Here is a 19,102-nt window from a genome sequence, read left to right on the forward strand (position 1 = left end):
TCGCGTGAACGCCAAACCCGATCGGGGCACGTTGCCGCCGAACGGACGTGCCGGGTCAGCCCGCCGACGTCAGGTACGTCGCCAGCCGCTCGTAGCTGATCTCGGCGCCGTCCTTCATCCCGGTCTCCAGGGCCCGGTCCCGGTCCGCCTGCGACGGGTACTTCATCGTCTGCACGACCGTCGTGCGCTCACCGTCCGCGATGAACTCGGTGGTGTTCACCGTCGAAGGCCACTCCGGACCCCACGACTCGGTCTGCACCGTCCTCGACCAGGGTGCGACCTCCCGGTACTCCCCGGTCATCGCCATCTCGCTGCCGTCGGCCCGCCGCCACACCATGTGCCACCGCCCGCCCGGCCGCAGGTCGATCTCGCACACGGGCATCGTCCAGCCCTCGGGCCCGAGCATCCAGTGCACGACGTGCTCCGGCTTGGTGAACGCCTCGAACACCAGCTTCTGCGGCGCGTCGAACGTCCTGGTCATGGCTACCTCCACCGCGGACGGCGTGGACCACGAAACGGTGGCGTCAGTCGTCATCTTCCTGCTCCTTCATGCGTTCGAGGTAGGTGTCCAGGCGGCGGTAGCTGTCGTCCCAGAACCGGCGGAAACCCTCGGCCCACTCGCTGACCTCGCGCAACGGCGTCGCGTCGAGGGCGCACGGCCGCCACTGCGCGTCACGGCCCCGCGTGATGAGCCCCGCCCGTTCGAGCACGCGCAGGTGCTTGGACACGGCCGGCCCGCTCATCGCGAACGGCTCGGACAGTTCCTTCACGGTCGCCGCGCCGTCCGCGAGCCGCGCCAGGATGGCCCGCCGCGTCGGGTCGGACAGGGCCGCGAAGGTGATGCTCAGGGGATCGTCCGCCATGGCTACCTAACCACTGGGTTATCTAACTGATTGGTTTTCTACGCCCCTGTCGAGTCGCTGTCAACCTCGGCTGCAGGCCTGGAAGTGGTTGAAAGTTCATATAACGTCGAGGCGTTCGGCAGTCGACGTGAAGGGGAAACGCAATGCTCAAGGACGTGGCAGCGCTCATCGGCCGCATCGGCGTAGGAGTGGTCTTCATCGCCCACGGCTGGCAGAAGGTCGCCGAGTGGGGTCTGGACGGCACCGCCACCGCCTTCGCGGGCATGGGCGTGCCGCTGCCGACGCTGTCCGCCTGGTTCGCCACGATCGTCGAACTCGTCGGCGGCGCGCTGCTGGTCCTCGGCGTGGCGATGCCCGTGGTCGGCGTGCTGCTGGCGGTGAACATGCTCGGCGCGCTGATCCTCGTGCACCTGCCGAACGGGCTGCTCGGCCAGGGCGGCTACGAGCTCGTCCTCGTGCTCGGGGTGGCCGCGATCGCGGTCGGGTTCAACGGCGGGTCGCTGTCCGTGGCGCGGTTGGCCAAGGGGCGGAAGGTCGGGCAACCCGCCTGACGTCAGCCGACCAGGTCCAGGGTCGTCTGCTCACTGGCGCGGCGCGCGGCCAGCAGGTCCGGTGCGGCGTTGCTGCACTGCACCAGCGAACCGCCGCCCGCCAGCACGGCCAGGAAACCGTTCAGCAGGCCGTCCGGCAGGCTCCACTCCACAGTGGACAGCACGCGGGAGGTCGTGGTGATGCCCAAGGTCGCGGCCCGCTGGTGCGCTTCCTCCACCACCTCGTCCACAGTGGACTTCAGCAGGGCGGGCGTGGTGCCGGGGACCGGCTCCCACGGCACGAAGTCGTCGCCGAACACGCGGACGTCGTCGTTGTAGTCCACGGGCGCGCCGCTGCCCAGGCCCATGGGGTGCAACGACGCGACGGCCGTCACCAGGGCTCCGGGCGCTTCGCCGCCGGGCGCCACGACGGCCACCTTCGCGCCCGTCGGGTCGTCCGTCACGGCCGCGCCGCACCACCACGCGCCCAGCAGCACGCCGGCCGTCTGCCAGTGCGCGGGCAGCAGCACGGCCACCGGGTCGCCGGGCTCGACGTCGTGCTCGTCGCGGAGCCAGTTCGCCGTCTTGGCCGCCCAGTTCCGGATGGTGGCGCGCGACAGCTCGACCCGTGTGCCCGCCGCGTCGTCGTAGTGCGTGATCAGGGGACGGCCGGGATTCGCCGCGAACAGGGGCGCGAACAGGGCATCCGTGACGGTCATGCGCCAACCTTGCCACGCCCCGCCACGCCCGCGCCCATCGCCCCGATCCCGCGTGTCGAACGCTCGGGTCCCGCGTGTCGAACGCTCAGGTCCCGCGTGTCGAACGCTCGGGTCGCGCGTGTCGAACGCTCGGGTCGCGCGTGTCGAACGCTCGGGTCGCGCGTGTCGAACGCTCAGAACACAGCGAGCCCGTCCTGAACGTTGAACTCGACGGTCCTGAACGTTCGACACGCGGGTCCTGAACGTTCGACACGCGGGACCTGGAGGTTCGACACGCCGGTTAGTCGGTGGTGAGGATGCGGAGGGCGGCGGCGGTGGCGATGCCGCGCCACTCCAGGGTGGCAGCCGGGCCCGGTGGTTGCCAGGACACCGGCCAGCCGCCGTCCTCGCACTGGGCGGCGGCGAGCGCGGTCAGGTGGGCGGTGATCGCGTCGGCCGGGAAGAGGGAGCGCAGCGGATCGGTCGGCAGCGGTGCGAAGTCGAGCGGGGTCAGGCCGTAGCCCTCGCCGGGGTAGAGGTGGAACAGGCTCAGGTCCTCGACCGACAGCCCGTGCCGACCGGCCCACTCGCGGTCCGGGGTGGTCGCCAGGAAGTGCAGCGCGTTGACCGCCGTGTGCGCGTCGACGTCACCGGACAGGGCCTCGATCCGCACGCGGCAGAACTCGTCGGCGACGTCGAGCCAGGCGGCGGACACACCGGCCTTCCGCAGCCCCGCGACGATGCCCGCCGTCGGGTTGAGGCCGACCGGGAACCGGCCGTCACCCCAGTGCTCGGCACGGGCGTGGTCGGCGATGTCAGGCAGCACGATCGGCAGCCCGCCGTCGGGCGACGTCACCGATTCGAGGTACGGCACCAGGCTCTCGGCGAACCCGGCGACCTCCCGCCGCACCGCGGCGTCGGACCCGGCGGGCGAGTCCAGCACCTGCCCGAGCACCCCGAGCGCGAAGTCGACGGCCAGCGGCTGGCTGTGCGGCGCGCGGACGTCCGGTTCGAGCGCGTGACCCAACCCGCCGTCGGCGTTGCGGTAGCCCGCGAGGACGTCCACGATCGCGAGCGCCGCGGCCGGGTCGGGCCGGGACCACAGGAGGGCGAGCCGTCGTTCGAGCAGCCGGGCGTGCGTGTCCAGGAAGGCGTGTGCGCGGGCGTGGTCCATGCCGACGATGCTGGCACCCGCGCGGACGGCCCGTCTTGAACGAATCGGCCGTCAACCGACGCGGACCGGTCAGTCGACGCAGACCGGGCCGGCCTGGGCGACGCGGTGACGTGGGCCGTCCAGGCTCACCGGGCGGTCGCCGGCGAAGCGCTGAGTGGGCGAAGCGCCGGCAGTCTCGGCGGCCGACGTCGGGGGCGGGGCCGGCGCGGGCGTCTTCTCGCCCAGCAGTTCCGCCACGAACGCCTTCACCTGCGCCGGGTCCACGGTCACGATGCTCTGGCCGCGGTCGTTGCGCGCGCCGACGCCGGTCACCGGGATGGTCGCGAACTCGACGTTCCCGCCCGCCAGCCCGCGCGCCTGACCGGCGAACTTCGCCAGGTCCAGGTTCTCGTCCACCACGATCGACTTGTTCACCGCGTCCAGCAGCCCGGACAGCCGCCCCGGGTCCGCCAACGTCCCCGCCGACAGCAGCTTCGACATCGCCGCCGACATGAACACCTGCTGCCGCGTGATCCGCCCGAGGTCGCCGTTCGGGATGCCCTTGCGCTGCCGCACGAACGCCAGCGCGTCCCCGCCGGCGATCGTCTGCACGCCCGCGCGGAAGTTCGCGCCCGAGTCCGGGTCCGACGTGCCCTGCTTCAGGCACACCTCCACGCCGCCGATCACCTCGGTGAGCAGGTAGAACCCGTAGAGGTTGATCTCCGCGTAGTGGTCGACCCGCACGCCGGTGAGCTCCTGCACCACCTGCACCAACGCCCGCCGCCCGGCCTGGTCGCCCGCCTTGGAGCGCTCGGTCAGGTCGGACATGCCCGACGCCGCCAGCCGCTCCATGGTGAAGAACTTGGTCAGCCCGTACGCCGAGTTGATCTTCTCCTCGCCGATGTCCGGGATCGGCACGTAGGTGTCCCGCGGGATGGACACGGCGTGCGCCTTGCTGCCGTCGTGCGGCACGCGCATCACGATGATCGTGTCCGTGTTGAGGGTGTCCGTCGCCTCCGTGCGCAACTTCCGCAGCACGTGGTCCGGCAGCGGCACGCCCTGGGCGTCGGTGCGGCTGTCGCTGCCGACCAGCAGGATGTCGGTCGCGCCGTCGGCCGCGGGCGGAGCGTTCGGCACGTCCGACAGCACGGTCAGCACGTCCGTCGTGTTCACGCTCTCCTGCACGCGCTGGAGCGTCGACCAGCCGTACCCGGACGCCGCCAGCACGGCCGCGGACAGCAGCGCCACGAGCACGCGTCCGGCGATCACCGCAGCCCTCACCGGCGCTCCTCCTACGAATGGGTGTCCGATCAGGCTAACCACCCTCGGCCGGTCGGACGTCCGGATTCACCGGGAGGTGGTGTGTCAGTTGACGCAGACCACACCGTCGGCGGTGATCGGCGGGGTCGAGCTCGTCGAGGGCGGGCTGTCCGTGCCGGGCACGCCGACCGACGCCGGGTCGGACTGGTCCGGCGGCGCGTAGTCGGCGCCGGCGTACACGAGAACCTGCCCCCTTGGCACGGAGTCGTCCTCGATGGCCTCGACGTTACCGCTCAGGGCGGAGATCACCTTGTCGGCGCTCGCCCGCTCACCCGGCGCGTACCGCACGGACGTCGTCTCCGCGTACGCGCCGGAGTCCGCCCGACCGCGCTTGAAACCCTTCTCCACCAACATGTCCAGCACGCTCGCGGCCAGTCGGTTCACCCCGGCGGCGTTGTAGACGTGCACGGTGATCGCCGAGGGCGGCGGCCCGGACGGCGTCGTGGTCGTCACAGGCGCCTTCGACGGGTTGTCGTCGGTCGCCAGGCCCTTGATGAACTGCCGCACCTGCGCCGGGTCGACCGGCAGCACGTTGCCGTCGCTCCACGTGTCCATCGGGTCGCCCACCGGGATCGTGCGGAACTGGATGTTGCCGCCCACGAGGCCCTGCATCTGGGTGGCGAACTCGGTGATGTTCCACCCCTCGCTCAGCACGACGGACTTCTTCACCGCCGTCACGAGCCGGTCGAGCTGGTCGAAGTCGGTCAGCGTGCCCGTGGAGAGCACCTTGCGGGCCAGCGCGCCGATGAACACCTGCTGCCGCACGATCCGGTCCAGGTCGCCGCCGGGCAGCCCGCCGCGCTGGCGGACGAACGACAGCGCCTTCGCACCCTCGATGGTCTGCCTCCCGGCCGGGAAGTCCGCGCCCGAGTCGCGGTCGCTGGTGGCCTCGTTCAGGCACACCTCCACGCCGCCGAGCGCCTTCGTGACCTCGTAGAAGCTGGCCAGGTTGACCTCGGCGTACCGGTCGACGGTGACGGAGCCGCCCGTCAGCCCTTCGATCGTCTTGATGAGCGTCTTGCGGCCGGCCAGCGTCGACTCCAGCTCGATGCGGGCCTCGTCGGTCACGCCCTTGTCGCGCAGCTCCTGCGCCTTCTCGTTCTTCTGCCTGGCCAGCGCGGAGTTCAGCTTGTGCTTGCCGAACCCGTCCGCGATCTCCACGTACGCGTCACGCGGGAACGAGATGGCCACCGCACGCGTGCCGTCCTGGGGGATGTGCACCAGGATCATCGTGTCGGTGTTCTGCGTGCCGTCCGCCACACCGCCGTTGAGCAGCGCCAACACCTCGTCCGACAGCGGGTTGCCCTGCGCGTCGGTGCGGCTGTCGACCCCGACCAGCAGGATGTCGATCGCGCCGTCGAGCGGCTTGCGGGGCACGCCGTCGGCGTCCTCGGTCACCGACGACGCGATGACGTCGGTCGTCGTGATGTCCTCGTCGATGTCGCTGAGGTAGTACCAGCCGTACCACGTGACGACGAGCACAGCCGCCGAGACCAACGCCAACAACGAACGCGCGGTGATCGCCAGAGCACGCAGCGCAGCCGATCCACCGGCTGTTCCTGGCGGACTGGAGTCCACTGCCTGCCTCCCCCGTGCGCTCAGGCGTGCCTGGTCGACATTAGTGGCGCGGAGCTGGACCGCGCCGGACATTCCTCTTATACGGGAGACGCTGTAACAACCAGGTGGGTTGCACGAAAGGCACTCGTGACAGACTGCGATGAGCAACCGCCTTCAGGAGGACACTGAGCATGCGGGTACTGGTAACGGGTGGGGCCGGGTTCATCGGTTCGCACTACGTGCGGGAGATGGTGGCCGGCGCGTACCCGGCCTACGCCGATGCCGAGGTGGTGGTGCTGGACAAGCTCACCTACGCCGGCAACGAGGCGAACCTGGCGCCGGTCGCGGACAGCCCGAGGCTGACCTTCGTCCGGGGCGACATCTGCGACCGCGAGCTGGTCGCCGACCTGATGGGCCGAACGGACGTGGTGGTGCACTTCGCCGCCGAGTCCCATGTGGACCGCTCGATCTCCGGCTCGGCCGACTTCGTGCTGACGAACGTGCTCGGCACCCAGACGCTGCTGCAGGGCGCGCTGGAGGCCGGCGTGGCGAAGTTCGTGCACGTCTCCACCGACGAGGTCTACGGCACGATCGAAGAGGGTTCCTGGACCGAGGACCACATCCTGGAGCCGAACTCGCCCTACTCGGCGTCCAAGGCGTCGTCGGACCTGCTGGCGCGGTCGTTCCACCGCACCCACGGGCTGCCGGTCAGCATCACGCGGTGCTCGAACAACTACGGTCCGTACCAGTTCCCCGAGAAGGTCATCCCGCTGTTCGTCACCAACCTGGTCGACGGCAAGAAGGTGCCGCTCTACGGCGACGGCCTCAACGTCCGCGACTGGCTGCACGTGGACGACCACTGCCACGGCATCCAGCTCGTGCTGGAGGGCGGGCGAGCCGGTGAGATCTACAACATCGGCGGCGGCACGGAGCTGACGAACCGGGAGCTGACCGAGCGCCTCCTGGAGGCCACGGGGCGTGACTGGGACTCGTTCGTCGAGCCCGTCACCGACCGCAAGGGCCACGACCGGCGCTACTCGGTGGACATCACCAAGATCAGCACCGAGCTGGGCTACGCGCCTCGGGTCGACTTCGCCGAGGGCCTGGCCTCGACCGTGCAGTGGTACCGGGACAACCGGTCGTGGTGGGAGCCGCTCAAGCAGCGCGCGGCGCTGGCCGGCTGATGGCGCTCGCACTCCTGGTGCCCGGTGGCCGCGGCCAGCTCGGGCGGGACCTGGCGACGGCGGCTCCCGGTGACGGCCTCGTGCACGCGCCGTCGTCGGCCGAGCTGGACCTGACCGACGCCTCGGCGGTGGCGGACGCGGTGGCCGTGTTCGCCGCCAGCGCGCGCGACGCGGGGTTCCGCCCGGTGGTCGTGAACGCGGCGGCCTACACGGCCGTGGACCAGGCGGAGACCGACGTCGACCGGGCCACGGAGGTCAACGCGGTCGGGCCGGCGAACCTGGCCACGAGCTGCCGCGAGCACAACGTGCCGCTGCTGCACGTCTCCACGGACTACGTGTTCCCGGGCGACGGCACGCGACCGTACGAGCCGACCGACGAGACCGGCCCGAAGTCGGTCTACGGCCGCACGAAGCTCGACGGCGAACGGAACGTGCTGTCCACTTGGGACCGTTCCTGGATCGTCCGCACCGCGTGGGTCTACGGCGAGCACGGCAACAACTTCGTGAAGACCATGGCCCGCCTGGCAGCCACGAACGACACGCTGTCCGTTGTGGACGATCAGATCGGCTCGCCGACGTGGTCGCTCGACCTGGCGCACGGCCTGCTGGACCTGGCCGCCGCGGTCACGTCCGGCGGCACTCCGGCCCGGGTCCTGCACGCGACCGGCGGCGGCGAGACCACGTGGTGCGGTTTCGCCCGCGCCATCTTCGCCGAACTGGGCCTCGACCCGAACCGCGTGCGCCCCTGCACAACCGCCGACTTCCCCCGCCCCGCCCCGCGCCCGGCTTACTCCGTGCTGTCCAACAAGGCCTGGGCGGACGCTGGGTTGACCCCGTTGCGCCACTGGCAGGAAGCGCTGACGGCGGCCGTGAAGTCGAACGCCGTGCCCTGAACCCGCGCACAACGGACCCGCAGCGCACCCACCTGGGCCCGACCCCGGACCTGAACATGATCACCCTGGCCTCACACCCCACGCTGGCCGACGCCGTCTACGGGATCCCCTACCCACCCGACTCGCCCCGGTTCATGCAGGGCAACCTGGCATCCCTGCTCGTGCGGGGACGTCGGGTCGCCCAACGGTGGCCGCACCTCGTAATCGCACTGCTGGACGGCGACCGCCCGGTGGCCCGCGGGATCATGGTCGGCTACCGGGCCGACCGGGACTCGCGGCCCCGGTTCCCCGACGGCGGGTGGGACCAGGTGGCCGTGTGGGCGGCCGAGGACGTGATGGACGGCGTCGAGGCCGACACCGCGTGCGCGCTGGAGATCGCCGTGCACCCCGACCACCTGGGGCGCGGGCTGTCCACCTCCGTGCTCGCGGCGATGCGCGAGTCGGTCTCGGAAGCCGGGCTGAGTGAGCTCCTGGTGCCCCTCCGACCGCCGGACAAGGCGAGCGCGCCCGACGTGCCGATGGACGAGTACGCGGCCCGCACCCGTGCCGACGGGTTGCCGGAGGACCGGTGGCTGCGGACCCACGTGCGGGCCGGCGGACGGGTCGAGGGCGTCGCCTGGTGCTCGTCCACCGTGCAGGCGCCCCTTCCACGGTGGCGGGAGTGGACCGGGCTGCCGTTCGACCGGGACGAGCCGGTGGTCGTGCCCGGCGCGCTCGCACCGGTGCTCGTGTCGACGTCGCAGAACGTGGCCGTGTACGTCGAGCCGAACATCTGGGTGTCCCACCGGACCTGAAACCGGAGTGCGGCCACCCGGCGCGGTGGTGTGTGATTCGGGGCATGGCGATCGAGTTGGGCACGCCGGCGGCCGACGGGCTGACCGGGGCGGTGGACGCGCTGCGGGAGTGGCAGCACGACGGCGCGCCGATGCAGCTGCACCCCGGCGACCTGGGCTGGTTCTGGCGGTACGGCGCGGAGGCGACGGCGGCGGCCGTCCGGACCTGGAGCCGGGACGGGCGGATCCTCGCCGTCGGGCTGCTGGACGAGCCCGACCTGTTGCGGATGACCATCGCGCCGGACGCCCTCCAGGACGAGGAGCTGGCCCGGCGGTTGGTCGAAGACCTGACCGAGCCGGCACGCGGCGTGCTGGTCCCGGGCAAGGTGTACGTCGAAGCGCCGAAGGGCGTGCTGCTGCAGGATTTGCTGGCCGAGGCCGGCTGGGACACCGACGACCCGTGGACGCCGCTGCGCCGTGACCTGGCGGAGCCGGTGGAGGACCCGGGCGTGCGGGTCGAGGTGATCGGGCCGGACCGGGCGCACGTGCGGGCCGCCGTGCAGCGGGCGTCGTTCAGCGGTTCCACGTTCACCGTCGAGCGCTGGCACGCGATGGCCGCCGGACCCCCTTACGCCGACGCCCGGTGCCTGGTCGCGTACGACGACCGGGACGACGCGGTGGCGGCCGTGACGGTGTGGTCCGCCGGTGCCGGCAGGCCGGGGTTGATCGAGCCGATGGGCGTGCACTCGGACCACCGCGGTCACGGCTACGGCAAGGCGATCACGGTCGCCGCCGCGGCGGCGCTCCGCGAGCTGGGCTCGTCGAGCGTGCTCGTCTGCACCCCGAGCTCCAACGTCGGCGCGGTCGCCACCTACCGATCCGCGGGCTTCCAGGCGCTCCCCGAAGTCCGGGACCGCCGCCGGGACGCTTAGGCGGCCTGCCAGGTGACGTTCCCGGGGCGGTTGGCGGTGGCCAGGAACTCCTTCAGCGCGGTCGCCAGGACTTCCACCGGGACGCCCGCGCCGGCCGGGTAGTCGACGTACTCGGAGCGGTACTCGGGGGAGGCCGGGTCGCCTTCCAGGGTCGAGTAGTCGTGCTCCGGGTCGGCGTAGGTGAGGTAGCCGTAGCCCTGGTGGATGGCGGCGGCCACGTCGTGGTCCGGGATCTTGGTGGTGCCGGGCGCGCCGAGCAGGCCCTCGGTGTCCGTGATGAGCTCGCGGTCCTGGTGCTCGATCACGGCGGGGCCCGCGCCGGGTTCCGCCAGGCGGGTCAGGAGGGCGTCGACGTCCTCCGGCGTGCCGACGGTCATCTCGTCGGCCGCGTCGGCGTCCTGCTCTTTCACGATCGGCCACACAGCCGTGAAGCTCATGGCCGGCATCATCGCAGTGGACGCGCTGAGTGACCACCGGAGGGGTCCGTTGGGCCGTTGGGGTGGAGTAGGTTTATCGCACTGGTTTTGCGCTCAATCAGTGCGAGAACCTTTCCGCCATGTCCGCGCTCGGGCGATCCCCTGAAGCGACCGCGCCTCGTCCTGACGGCGAGCGGCAGCGGTTCTTGCGTCGCGTCTGTGCCGTGACCGGGTCACGGCAGATCTCGTGGAGCGTCCTCAAGCCCGCCCAGGCCGACCGGCAACCGGGGCACTCGTAGCGAGGAACGCCAACCAGGCGGACCGGGGACGGCGAGGGGTTCCGGTGCCCGGCGACTTGCTGTCCCTGATGCCGACGACATCAGCGGAGTGCGCCACCTCGACGCAGTTCGGGTTGCCACCGCTGTAACCCGCCTTGCGCCACGTCCCGAAGGTGAGCTCCGACGCTCCCATTCAAGTCGACGACCAGCACGCGGTTCTGGCGTTTGGTGCGCAATTCCACGCGCTGGTCGAGGACTCCGCCGCCGATGCCGGGATCGGCGGCGCGGATGACCGCGCGGGCGTAGTCCTCGGTTCGGAGCAGGCCCGGGATGAGGTCGATCTCGAAGTCGGACACCGCCACCGCGTCGGTCTCCAGTTCCACGAAGCTTCGAGAGCAGCGTGCGAGCAACCCGGTAGAACCGAATTCCGTCGCTCGGCCTCACCTGTGAACGGCGCGGACCGGCTGCTGAACGTCGTCCGGCGCGAGCTGAAGGTTCTCGAACCGACCGGCTACGAGTGCGACGACTGCCTCGACACGGGCCGGCAGTGGACGCCCATGGCGCGGGGGGCGGCGGGCCTCAGCTCGTGTCACTGCCCCGCGGCACGCCGATAAGCCGTCAGCGTCTTCTCGGCCGTCCGCCGCCACGTGAACTCCGCCGCGTGCGTCCGCCGTGCGGCCTGGTCGGCGGGCGTGGGCGGGGCCTCGACCGCCTCCACCATGGCGGTCGCCAACGCCTCCACGTCACCCACCGGCACGTGCGTCGCGTGCCCACCGGCGACCTCGCGCAACGCCGCGACGTCCGTGCACACCACGGGCACGTTGCAGGCCAACGCCTCCAGCACGGGCAGCCCGAAGCCCTCGTCGCGCGAGGGCAGCACCAACGCCGCCGCACCCGCCACGACACTCCTCAGATCGACATCGTTGAGGTAACCGGTCCGCAGCACCCGGTCGTCGGAGCTGACCACGTGCGGCCCGGCCAGCACCAAGGGCGGCAACGACGGCCGGGCGGCGTGCGCGGTCAGCAACGTCCCCAGTCCCTTGCGCGGCCCACCGGCGCCCACGAACAGCAGGTACTCCGACGGCAACCCCAGCCGGGCGCGCAGCGCGGGCGACGGCGGACGGGCCGCGAACCACGCCGGGTCGACGCCCAGCGGCGTCACCACGATCTTCGACTCGGGCACGCCGAGCCGTTCCATCACGACCTCGGCCACCGCACGGGTCGGCGTGCACACCACGTCGGCCCGCGCGGCCGACTTGTGCACCAGCTCGGGCAACCGCCGATCGGACGGCGGCAGGTCGCCGGGCGTGTCCAGGAACGCCAGGTCGTGGATGGTCGTCACGCCACCCGCCCGCAGCGCCGGCGGCAGGACGAAGTTCGTCGCGTGCATGACGTCCGTCGGCCCGGCCAGGAACTCCACCGGCGGGAACGGCATCCGCAGCCAGAACTGCCGCAGCAGCCGCGCCGACACCGGCAGCCCGCGTGCCACCACGTCGTGCGGCAGCACGGTCCGCAGCGCGCGCCACCCGCGCAACGTGAACGCGACCGCGCGCACGTCGACCTCGTCCAGCATCGACGCCAGCTCCTCGGCCAACGCCGCGGTGTACCGGCCGATCCCGGTCCGCTGCCCGAGCAGAGGGGTGCCGTCGATCAGCACCCGCAACGGCCTAGCCACGGCCGCGCAACTTCTTCAGCACCCGGCCGGTCGCCCGACGGGCCACCTCGCCGGCCCCACCGGCCGTCATGTACTCCTTGACCAGCGCGACGTCCCGCTGCACCTTCTCCAGCCGCCCGAGCGCCCGGTTGGGCACCATGAACGACGAGCCGGTCAGCCGGTCGGCGGCGGGCCGCGGGTTGCGGCAGAACTCGGTCAGCGGCGCGAGCACGTTCTCCCAGGTGTACCGCTCGCGCACGGCGGCGATCCGCTCCGCGCACCCGGCGGCGAAAGCGGTGTCGTACATGACCTTCTCCAGCGCGTCGGCCAACGCGTCCGGGTCCTCCGACGACACCACGACGCCCAGGTCCTCGCGACGCACCAGGTCGGCGAACGAGTCGCCGTCCGTGGTCACGATCGGCAGCCCGGCCCACAGGTAGTCCAGCACCCGCGTGCGGAACGCGAACGTCGTCTCCACGTGCTCGTAGTGCGTGGTCACGCCGGCGTTCGCGTCGAGCAGCCAGTTCTGCCGGTCGTGGTAGGGCACCCAGGTCTCGTTGAAGAACACGTGCGAGCCCACGAGGTCCAGCCGCGCGGCCAACGCGCGGGTCTGCCCGGCGATGTCCATGTCCGGCACCTCGGGGTTGGGGTGCTTCATGCCCAGGAAGACCAGCCGCGCGTCCGACCGGCGCGTCCGCAGCCGGTCCATCGCGTGCAGCAGGGTCAGCGGGTCGAACCAGCTGTAGACGCCACCCGCCCACAGCACGACCTTGTCCGACTCGCCGATGCCCAACGTCGAGCGCAGCCCCGGCCCGGTGCGCTGCGGCGGCTTGCCCGGCAGCCCGAACGGCGCCTCGGCCAGCAGCGAGCGCACGGTGGGGTCGTTGTCGTAGAGCGCGGGTGTGATGCGGCCGATCGCGGTCAGGTGGCCGAGCCAGAAGTGCCGCTGCCGCTCGGAGGCGCACAGGAAGAAGTCGCCGCGCCGCAGCTGGTTGTCGATGATCCGGGTGACGCCGACCAGGTCGAGCGAGCGCTGCTCGTCGGTCGAGTCCTTGCCCTGCTCCAGCAGCTCCAGGTGCATCGGGTCGTAGATGTCGCAGACCACGATCTTCGTGTTGCCCGGCTCCTTGAGGAAGCCGACGTTCTCCAGCACGTGACCCTGGAGCACGACGATGTCGGCCCACTTGGCGTGCTCGACCAGCTCGCGCGGCACGGCGCGGCTCACCGGGAACGACGACTCGGGCGGGTCGCACAGCGCGTTGATCGTGACCAGCCGGACTTCGTGCTCGGCGGAGAGCACGTCGGCCATGTTCCAGGCGCGGATCGCGGGGCCCGCCATGCGGTCGGAGAGCGCGTCGCCGGTGACCACCAGCACCCGGCGCGGCCGGCCGAACACCTCCTCCAGCCCGAACACCTCGACCAGCACGTCGTGCGCGGCCAGGTAGCGGGGCAGGGGGTAGGCGGGCTCCATCGCCTTGCGCATCAGCGGCAGCAGGTCGGTGTCCGTGACGCGGCGCGCGGCCTGCTCGACCTTGCGCGACTCGGCCAGCGACGGCAGCAGCTCCACGAACTGGTCGATCGCCAGGAACCCGGCCAGCGCCTGCCGAGACACGGGTACCGGCGCGCGGTCGTTGGCGGGGTTCTCGGGACGGCGGGTGATCTCCAGCTGGGTGGCGTCCAGCTCGCCGCGCGCGGTGGCCCGGCGGACCGCCAGGGCGAGCGCGGCGGGCAGCGCCTTGGCCAGCGTCTCGTCGGAGAAGTTCTTGTAGAGCGCGGCGAGGGCGTTGCGCTCCAACAGGTACAGCTCACGACTGGTGTCCACGGTGGACATCGAGGCGTGGTGCTTGTGGTAGGTCAGGGACGTGGGCACGTAGCGGACGCGCCAGCCGCGCAGGTTCATCCGCCAGCCGAGGTCGACGTCCTCGTAGAACATGAAGAACCGCTCGTCGAACCCGCCCAGCTCGCGGAACACGGCGGTCCGCGCCACGAGCGCCGAGCCGGTGCCGAAGAGCACGTCGCGCGGCGTGTCGTGGGAGCCGTCGTCGGGTTGGCCCGCGTGCCGCTTGTAGCCCATGCCGAACCACGTGAGGCCGCCGTCAACGAAGTCGATCTCGCGGCCGTCCCAGTCGAGCACCTTGCTGGCCACCGCGCCGACGGTCGGCTCGGCGCGCAGCACCCGCACGGCCTCGCGCAGCCAGCGCGGGTCGGGGCGGGCGTCGTTGTTGAGGAACGCGACCACCGAGCCGCGGGCGGCCCGCACGCCGAGGTTGCAGCCGCCCGCGAAGCCGAGGTTGTCCGGCGCCTCGATGACCTCCGCGCTCGGCGAGGCGGCCCGGATGCGGTCCGCGCTGCCGTCGCCCGAGGCGTTGTCGACCACGATGACCTGGAGTTTCTCCGCCGGGTAGTCGAGGTCGCCGAACAGCGCGCGCAGGCAGGTGACGGTGTCGTCCGCGCCGCGGTAGTTGACGACGACCACCGACACGTCAGGCAGGGTTCCGTGCTCCACGGGCTAACTCTGCCTCATCACGCTCCGCAGCGTTCGGTCAAGGTGTCCTACGCCTCGGAGTCCGACCCGGCGTCGGGCTTGGCGTCGGGCTCGGCGGGCTCGCGGTCGGGTTTCGACTCGTTGTCCTCGGGCGGGGCCTCGGTGGGCAGGTTGTCGCGGTGCCACTCGACGGTGATCTTGATGTGGGCCTCGGCGGAGGACTTGGCGATGGCCAGCGCGGCGCTGGAGCTGACCTTCAGGCCGATCTCCACGGCCACCTTGTCCGGTCGCGGCGACGGCATGCTCCCGATCTTCGCGGCCACCGACCTGGCCACCTTCCTGGCCCGCTCGATGCCGTGCTCCAGCGTCTCCTCGGCGCGCTCGACCGCGTTCCAGCGGCCCGCGCGCACCGGGCCGTCGTACTCCTCGTCCAGCTCGAACGGCACCAGCTCGCCGTCCTCCGTGCGCACCTCGACGTACTCGGCCACCGTGCTCCCTTTCATACCGGGCTTCCCCATCGATTCGGGCTCTCAGCAGACCGGGTCGTCGAACGACCCGGCCGGCGGTTCCCCGTCACCCTCGGACAGCTCGCTGCGCGTCACCACCGCGCACACCGCGGCGCGCCAGGCGCCCGGGTCGCCGGACTCCAGGCCGCCGTACTCGCCGCCCGCGTTCGCGTAGCCCGGCACGGCCGGCACGTCCAGCCGCACGACGGTCTCGTCGCTGCGGCCCAGCAGCGAGGGCAGGCCCCACAGGACGTCCCGGGTCCAAAGCTCCACCTGCACCCCGCCGTCGGCCTGGCCGCCGCCGTCGACGCCGTCGAGGGTGACCTCGACCTCGTCGGTGTCGTCGCCGAACCGCAGCGCCGACACGGTGTAGTCGGCGGGCACGTCGTGCCGGTCCAGCCGTTCTCCTCGGTCGAGGTCCCACACCTCGACGCCGTCGGCCTCCGGCAGGGCCAGCAGGTCGTCCGCCGCGGCGAGCGGCACGACGGGGGAGCGGGTCGGGGAGCCGCCGATCGTGAAGGCGGAGCCGGGCACCTCCGCGCCGTCCGCGATCGTGTGCCGGCGCACCCACTTGTCCGCGCTCACCACGGCCAACTGGTCGTCGCCGACCGCGACGGCGGTGAGCGGCGTCGTGCCGGCCGCGGTGAACGGCTCGCCGACCGGCTCACCGGTCCGGGCCGACCACACGCCCACGTGCTGCCCGCGCACGACCACCAGCCGGTTCGCGTCCAGGAACCGGAGCCACGCGTCGTCCGGTGGGCCGGCGATCTCGCCGAGCGGCGCGAGGTCGGGCAGGTTCCAGAGCGTGATCGCGCCGCCCGGCCCGGACACGGCCAGCGTCGTCGAGTCGAGCGTGACGCCCTCCGCCGGTCGGTCGAGCCGGCCGGTCCGGGTGCGGCTGTCGACGTGCCAGACCTCGACGGCGGACCCGGTCAGCACGACGTGCCTGCCATCGGGGGTGAGCTGGGCGTCGGCCGCGGTGTCCAGCGCCCGTTCCAGGTCGTCCGGTGGCGGTATCCGCAGCACCAGCGCCGCGTGGTCGACGGCCAGCAGCACCCGGTGCGCGCCCGACGGCTCGACCTCGACGTGCGTGACCACGGCGTCGTTGGGCACTTGGGCGACGTAGCGCGGTCCGGTCGGGTCGGTCGCGCCGAACTGGAGCATGGACGGGTTGACGTACGGGTTCTCGTAGACCATCGCGAACGCGCGGCCGTCCGGGCTGAACGCGCCCGACGCGCAGTCCTGCTCGCCCGGCCGCACCTCGGCCGGCACCGCGCCGGTGAACGCGCCCTCCATCACCAGTCGGGGGCCGTCGCACCGGGTCCTGGTCGGCTCCGGGCGTTGCGCCAGGTTCTCGGTGTAGCGCGTCGACAGCTCGCGGGAGCCGGCGGTGGACAGCGCGAGCCCTTTCAGGCCGTGGTCCACGACCACCTCGCCGGAGCCGAGCACGCCGACGAGCCGGACGTCGTGCGGGTCGGCGCCGAGCGGGCCCGGCGCGGTACGCGTGGTCGGTTCGCCCCGCAGGTCGAGCACGTGCAGCTCGGTCGAGCCCTCGGCGGCGTAGGCGACGTAACGGCCGGTCGGGTCGCCGGCCACCAGGTCCGCCTCGGCGTCGACCTCGGCCACCACGTCGCCGGTGCGGGCGTCCAGCACGACCAGCGGGCGGCCCGGGGCGGTGACGACCAGCGCGTCGTCGCCGGTCCACGTGAGGGTTGCGGTCGGCGGGCCCGTGACGGTGACCTCGGTGGTGGTGGCGAGGTCCCAGAGCTCGACGCGGCCGTCCGGCAGCTGTCGGGCGAGCCGGCTGCCGCGGGCGTTGACCACGGAGGTCGGTTCGAGCAGCAGCACGGCGTGGCGCAGGGACCGCGACAGCGAGCGCAGCGCCTGCCTGGTGTGCGGGGTGTCGGACGTGCGGTGCGCCCGGAGGACGTCGAAGACCTCCTGGTCGAAGTCGCTGTCCCGGGCCCTGGTGAGCAGCGCGCCCGCCGCGTTGTCCGCGGACACCGCGTTCTGCTGGCTGATCAACCGCACCACCGCGTAGGTGACGCCGGACGTCAGGACCAGCACCACGACCGCGGTCAGCGCCATGGCCGCGACCGCGACGGCGTAGCCCCGCGCGCTCGCCGCCACGAACTCGTGCTGCCGCCCGGTCAGGTCGTCGCGGCGTCGCGCCGCCAGCTCCCACGCCTGCCGCAAGGCGTTGCCGCGCAACAACAACGCCCGCTCGCGGCGGTCGTGCCAGCGGGTGGCCTGGCGGTCCACCTCGTCCTGCCACAGCCGGAACTCGCGGTCCTCCTCGACCCAGCCTCGCAGCCGGTCCCAGTGTCGCACCAGGGCCTCGTGCACCAGCTCGACGGTGTCCGGCCCGAGCGTGACCAGGCGGGTGCGGGCCAGCTCCAGGGCGATCGGGCCGAGCTCGTCCGGCGGCACGGCCCGCCGCAGGTAGCCGCCGTCCGGGAGCGGGCTGACCAGCTGGGTGAGCACGCGGCGCGCCTCGTCCGGGTCGAACCGCCGCCACACCTGCTCGGCGTACGTGGACACCGCGCCCGCGACGCCGCCCAGGTCCCGGTAGGCCCGGTGGGTGAGCACGCCGCGCTCCTGCCGCTCCCACAGCAGGGTCAGGGTGAACTCCAGCAGCGGCAACGGGTTGCGCTCGCCGTCGAGGTCGTCGAGCAGGGCGTCGGCGAGGCCCTGCTGGAGCACGGGCAGGCCGGGCGCGGCGAGCGGGCCCTCGACGGCTTCGCGCAGCTCGGCGACGCTCGGCGTGCCCAGGGTGGCCGTGCGGCCGGCCAGCCGTGAGCCGAACCGGGGATCGGCCAGGAGGCGGTCGAGCGGTTCGGCCGTGGTCGTGACGACGACGTCCACGCGCGGGGTGCGGTGGTGGGAGTCCGCGATGTCGAGGAGGGTGTCGAGCAGGTCGGCCGACTCGTCCGGGAACCGGGTCAGGGCCTCGTCGAACTGGTCCACCACGAGGGTGAGGCGGCGCAGGTCCTCGCGCACCAGGAGCCGGTTGACGACGTCCTCCGCGCGGTCGGCGTCGAGCTCCTCGACGCCCAGCGCGACCGCCGCCGCGGCCCAGGGCGAACCGGCCGGGCGGATCACCACGGGGTGCGGCAGCCGGGCCGCCAGACCGGCCAGGACCAGGGACGACTTGCCGCAGCCGGACGGGCCGGTGACCACCAGCACGCCGTCGCGGTCCAGCCGCTCGGTCAGCTCTCGGGCGCGTTCGGCGCGGCCGAAGAAGTGCTCGGCGTCCTCGGGCTGGAACGGCTCCAGGCCGCGGAACGGGCTCGGCTGGTTGGCGATCGCGGACAGCTCCGGCCACGCGTCGTGCAGTACCTCGCCGGACAGGGCGTACCCGGCGCGGTGCTCGCGGCGGGCCTCCACGTCCACGACCATGCCGACCACGGCGCCCAGGTCGTCGTCGATGACCGGGCTGCCGCTGAAGCCCCGCAGCATCGGCAGGCCGTGCGCGCGGTCGTCCTCGATGTGGATCCGCCCGCCCGCGATCGGGCCGCGCACCACGCCCTGCGACCACACGCCGTCCGGGCGGCGGTCGGGCACGCCGAACGTGCGCACCCGGTGGTCGCGCAGATCGTTCCCGGCGACCACGCGCACGGCCCGTGCGCCCGACGGGGTGCGGTCGAGGCGGAGGCCGACCAGGTCGACGCCCTCGGGGCGGTGGACCACCTCGGCCCGCGCGCCCACGCCGAGGAGCGGGAAGTCCAGGTCGACCGCCGGGGCGTCACCGACGACGTGCGCGCAGGTCAGGACCAGGTCGGCGGAGACGAGGAAGCCGACCCCGACCGGCTCGTGGTCGCGCAACACCCTGACCAGCGCCCGCTCGACCACCCCGGTGC

18 protein-coding genes are annotated in these 19,102 nt (G+C 72.4%); 5 read left to right on the top strand and 13 right to left on the bottom strand.

The features are described 5' to 3' along the window. Window positions 1–55: 55 nt before the first annotated feature. The gene (locus LNK82_RS31185; protein WP_230570461.1) at window positions 56–535 is read right to left on the bottom strand and encodes an SRPBCC family protein; all 480 of its coding nucleotides are present in this window, start codon (window positions 533–535) and stop codon (window positions 56–58) included. Continuing rightward, window positions 525–863 carry an ArsR/SmtB family transcription factor gene (locus tag LNK82_RS31190; RefSeq protein WP_230570462.1) on the bottom strand — a complete coding sequence of 113 codons (339 nt, stop codon included), beginning with the start codon at window positions 861–863 and terminating at the stop codon, window positions 525–527. The genes LNK82_RS31185 and LNK82_RS31190 overlap by 11 nt, the downstream gene beginning before the upstream one ends. A gap of 143 nt (window positions 864–1,006) precedes the next feature. Here LNK82_RS31190 and LNK82_RS31195 point away from each other — a divergent pair, with 143 nt between their 5' ends. After that, window positions 1,007–1,414, top strand: coding sequence for a DoxX family protein (locus tag LNK82_RS31195; protein ID WP_230570463.1), 408 nt, complete (start codon window positions 1,007–1,009; stop codon window positions 1,412–1,414). Between the two features lie 2 nt (window positions 1,415–1,416). Here the strand turns inward: LNK82_RS31195 and LNK82_RS31200 are convergent, their stop codons facing one another. From LNK82_RS31200 to LNK82_RS31215, 4 genes are all read right to left on the bottom strand, one after another. Next, entirely contained in the window at window positions 1,417–2,112 is a 696-nt protein-coding gene (locus LNK82_RS31200) for a TIGR03089 family protein (RefSeq protein WP_230570464.1), read from the bottom strand. A gap of 280 nt (window positions 2,113–2,392) precedes the next feature. Beyond that, a complete protein-coding gene (locus LNK82_RS31205; RefSeq protein WP_230570465.1) occupies window positions 2,393–3,265 on the bottom strand; it encodes a hypothetical protein in 873 nt (290 codons plus the stop codon). Between the two features lie 69 nt (window positions 3,266–3,334). Then, entirely contained in the window at window positions 3,335–4,525 is a 1,191-nt protein-coding gene (locus tag LNK82_RS31210; protein ID WP_230570466.1) for an LCP family protein, read from the bottom strand. Window positions 4,526–4,609: 84 nt separating this feature from the next. After that, on the bottom strand, window positions 4,610–6,061 hold the full coding sequence (locus LNK82_RS31215; protein WP_230570467.1) for an LCP family protein: 1,452 nt from the start codon (window positions 6,059–6,061) through the stop codon (window positions 4,610–4,612). A gap of 251 nt (window positions 6,062–6,312) precedes the next feature. Between LNK82_RS31215 and rfbB the strand changes: the two genes are divergently transcribed. The 4 genes from rfbB to LNK82_RS31235 are packed head-to-tail and all read left to right on the top strand — an operon-like array spanning window position 6,313 to window position 9,903. Continuing rightward, window positions 6,313–7,305 (top strand): dTDP-glucose 4,6-dehydratase, encoded by a 993-nt coding sequence (gene rfbB / locus LNK82_RS31220; protein ID WP_230570468.1) that lies wholly within the window; start codon window positions 6,313–6,315, stop codon window positions 7,303–7,305. Beyond that, window positions 7,305–8,198 carry a dTDP-4-dehydrorhamnose reductase gene (gene rfbD / locus LNK82_RS31225; protein WP_230570469.1) on the top strand — a complete coding sequence of 298 codons (894 nt, stop codon included), beginning with the start codon at window positions 7,305–7,307 and terminating at the stop codon, window positions 8,196–8,198. Before rfbB ends, rfbD begins: the two co-directional genes overlap by 1 nt. 56 nt (window positions 8,199–8,254) lie before the next feature. Next, on the top strand, window positions 8,255–8,992 hold the full coding sequence (locus LNK82_RS31230; protein WP_230570470.1) for a hypothetical protein: 738 nt from the start codon (window positions 8,255–8,257) through the stop codon (window positions 8,990–8,992). A gap of 44 nt (window positions 8,993–9,036) precedes the next feature. Further along, on the top strand, window positions 9,037–9,903 hold the full coding sequence (locus LNK82_RS31235) for a GNAT family N-acetyltransferase (protein WP_230570471.1): 867 nt from the start codon (window positions 9,037–9,039) through the stop codon (window positions 9,901–9,903). Here the strand turns inward: LNK82_RS31235 and LNK82_RS31240 are convergent. The 7 genes from LNK82_RS31240 to LNK82_RS31270 form a co-directional block, all read right to left on the bottom strand. Next, a complete protein-coding gene (locus LNK82_RS31240) occupies window positions 9,900–10,340 on the bottom strand; it encodes an Imm1 family immunity protein (protein WP_230570472.1) in 441 nt (146 codons plus the stop codon). The genes LNK82_RS31235 and LNK82_RS31240 overlap by 4 nt on opposite strands. A 237-nt stretch (window positions 10,341–10,577) precedes the next feature. Next, the gene (locus LNK82_RS31245) at window positions 10,578–10,790 is read right to left on the bottom strand and encodes a DUF397 domain-containing protein (protein WP_230570473.1); all 213 of its coding nucleotides are present in this window, start codon (window positions 10,788–10,790) and stop codon (window positions 10,578–10,580) included. Beyond that, window positions 10,699–10,980 carry a Scr1 family TA system antitoxin-like transcriptional regulator gene (locus LNK82_RS31250; RefSeq protein ID WP_308257342.1) on the bottom strand — a complete coding sequence of 94 codons (282 nt, stop codon included), beginning with the start codon at window positions 10,978–10,980 and terminating at the stop codon, window positions 10,699–10,701. Before LNK82_RS31250 ends, LNK82_RS31245 begins: the two co-directional genes overlap by 92 nt. 206 nt (window positions 10,981–11,186) lie before the next feature. Then, the gene (locus tag LNK82_RS31255) at window positions 11,187–12,272 is read right to left on the bottom strand and encodes a glycosyltransferase family 4 protein (protein WP_230570474.1); all 1,086 of its coding nucleotides are present in this window, start codon (window positions 12,270–12,272) and stop codon (window positions 11,187–11,189) included. Then, window positions 12,265–14,757 carry a glycosyltransferase gene (locus LNK82_RS31260; RefSeq protein ID WP_230570475.1) on the bottom strand — a complete coding sequence of 831 codons (2,493 nt, stop codon included), beginning with the start codon at window positions 14,755–14,757 and terminating at the stop codon, window positions 12,265–12,267. Before LNK82_RS31260 ends, LNK82_RS31255 begins: the two co-directional genes overlap by 8 nt. 47 nt (window positions 14,758–14,804) lie before the next feature. After that, window positions 14,805–15,239 (bottom strand): CU044_2847 family protein, encoded by a 435-nt coding sequence (locus tag LNK82_RS31265; protein WP_230570476.1) that lies wholly within the window; start codon window positions 15,237–15,239, stop codon window positions 14,805–14,807. 27 nt (window positions 15,240–15,266) lie between these two features. Beyond that, window positions 15,267–19,094 carry an nSTAND1 domain-containing NTPase gene (locus LNK82_RS31270; protein ID WP_230570477.1) on the bottom strand — a complete coding sequence of 1,276 codons (3,828 nt, stop codon included), beginning with the start codon at window positions 19,092–19,094 and terminating at the stop codon, window positions 15,267–15,269. Window positions 19,095–19,102: the final 8 nt, after the last annotated feature.

This window comes from Saccharothrix luteola, from assembly GCF_020859565.1.
Lineage (GTDB): Bacteria > Actinomycetota > Actinomycetes > Mycobacteriales > Pseudonocardiaceae > Actinosynnema > Actinosynnema luteola.

What these genes read in the sequence shown, in the direction of transcription:
- LNK82_RS31185 (WP_230570461.1), bottom strand. Translation starts at nt 535, where the DNA reads ATGACGACTGACGCCACCGTTTCGTGGTCCACGCCGTCCGCGGTGGAG.
- LNK82_RS31190 (WP_230570462.1), bottom strand. Translation starts at nt 863, where the DNA reads ATGGCGGACGATCCCCTGAGCATCACCTTCGCGGCCCTGTCCGACCCG.
- LNK82_RS31195 (WP_230570463.1), top strand. Translation starts at nt 1,007, where the DNA reads ATGCTCAAGGACGTGGCAGCGCTCATCGGCCGCATCGGCGTAGGAGTG.
- LNK82_RS31200 (WP_230570464.1), bottom strand. Translation starts at nt 2,112, where the DNA reads ATGACCGTCACGGATGCCCTGTTCGCGCCCCTGTTCGCGGCGAATCCC.
- LNK82_RS31205 (WP_230570465.1), bottom strand. Translation starts at nt 3,265, where the DNA reads ATGGACCACGCCCGCGCACACGCCTTCCTGGACACGCACGCCCGGCTG.
- rfbB (WP_230570468.1), top strand. Translation starts at nt 6,313, where the DNA reads ATGCGGGTACTGGTAACGGGTGGGGCCGGGTTCATCGGTTCGCACTAC.
- rfbD (WP_230570469.1), top strand. Translation starts at nt 7,305, where the DNA reads ATGGCGCTCGCACTCCTGGTGCCCGGTGGCCGCGGCCAGCTCGGGCGG.
- LNK82_RS31230 (WP_230570470.1), top strand. Translation starts at nt 8,255, where the DNA reads ATGATCACCCTGGCCTCACACCCCACGCTGGCCGACGCCGTCTACGGG.
- LNK82_RS31235 (WP_230570471.1), top strand. Translation starts at nt 9,037, where the DNA reads ATGGCGATCGAGTTGGGCACGCCGGCGGCCGACGGGCTGACCGGGGCG.
- LNK82_RS31240 (WP_230570472.1), bottom strand. Translation starts at nt 10,340, where the DNA reads ATGAGCTTCACGGCTGTGTGGCCGATCGTGAAAGAGCAGGACGCCGAC.
- LNK82_RS31245 (WP_230570473.1), bottom strand. Translation starts at nt 10,790, where the DNA reads ATGGGAGCGTCGGAGCTCACCTTCGGGACGTGGCGCAAGGCGGGTTAC.
- LNK82_RS31265 (WP_230570476.1), bottom strand. Translation starts at nt 15,239, where the DNA reads ATGAAAGGGAGCACGGTGGCCGAGTACGTCGAGGTGCGCACGGAGGAC.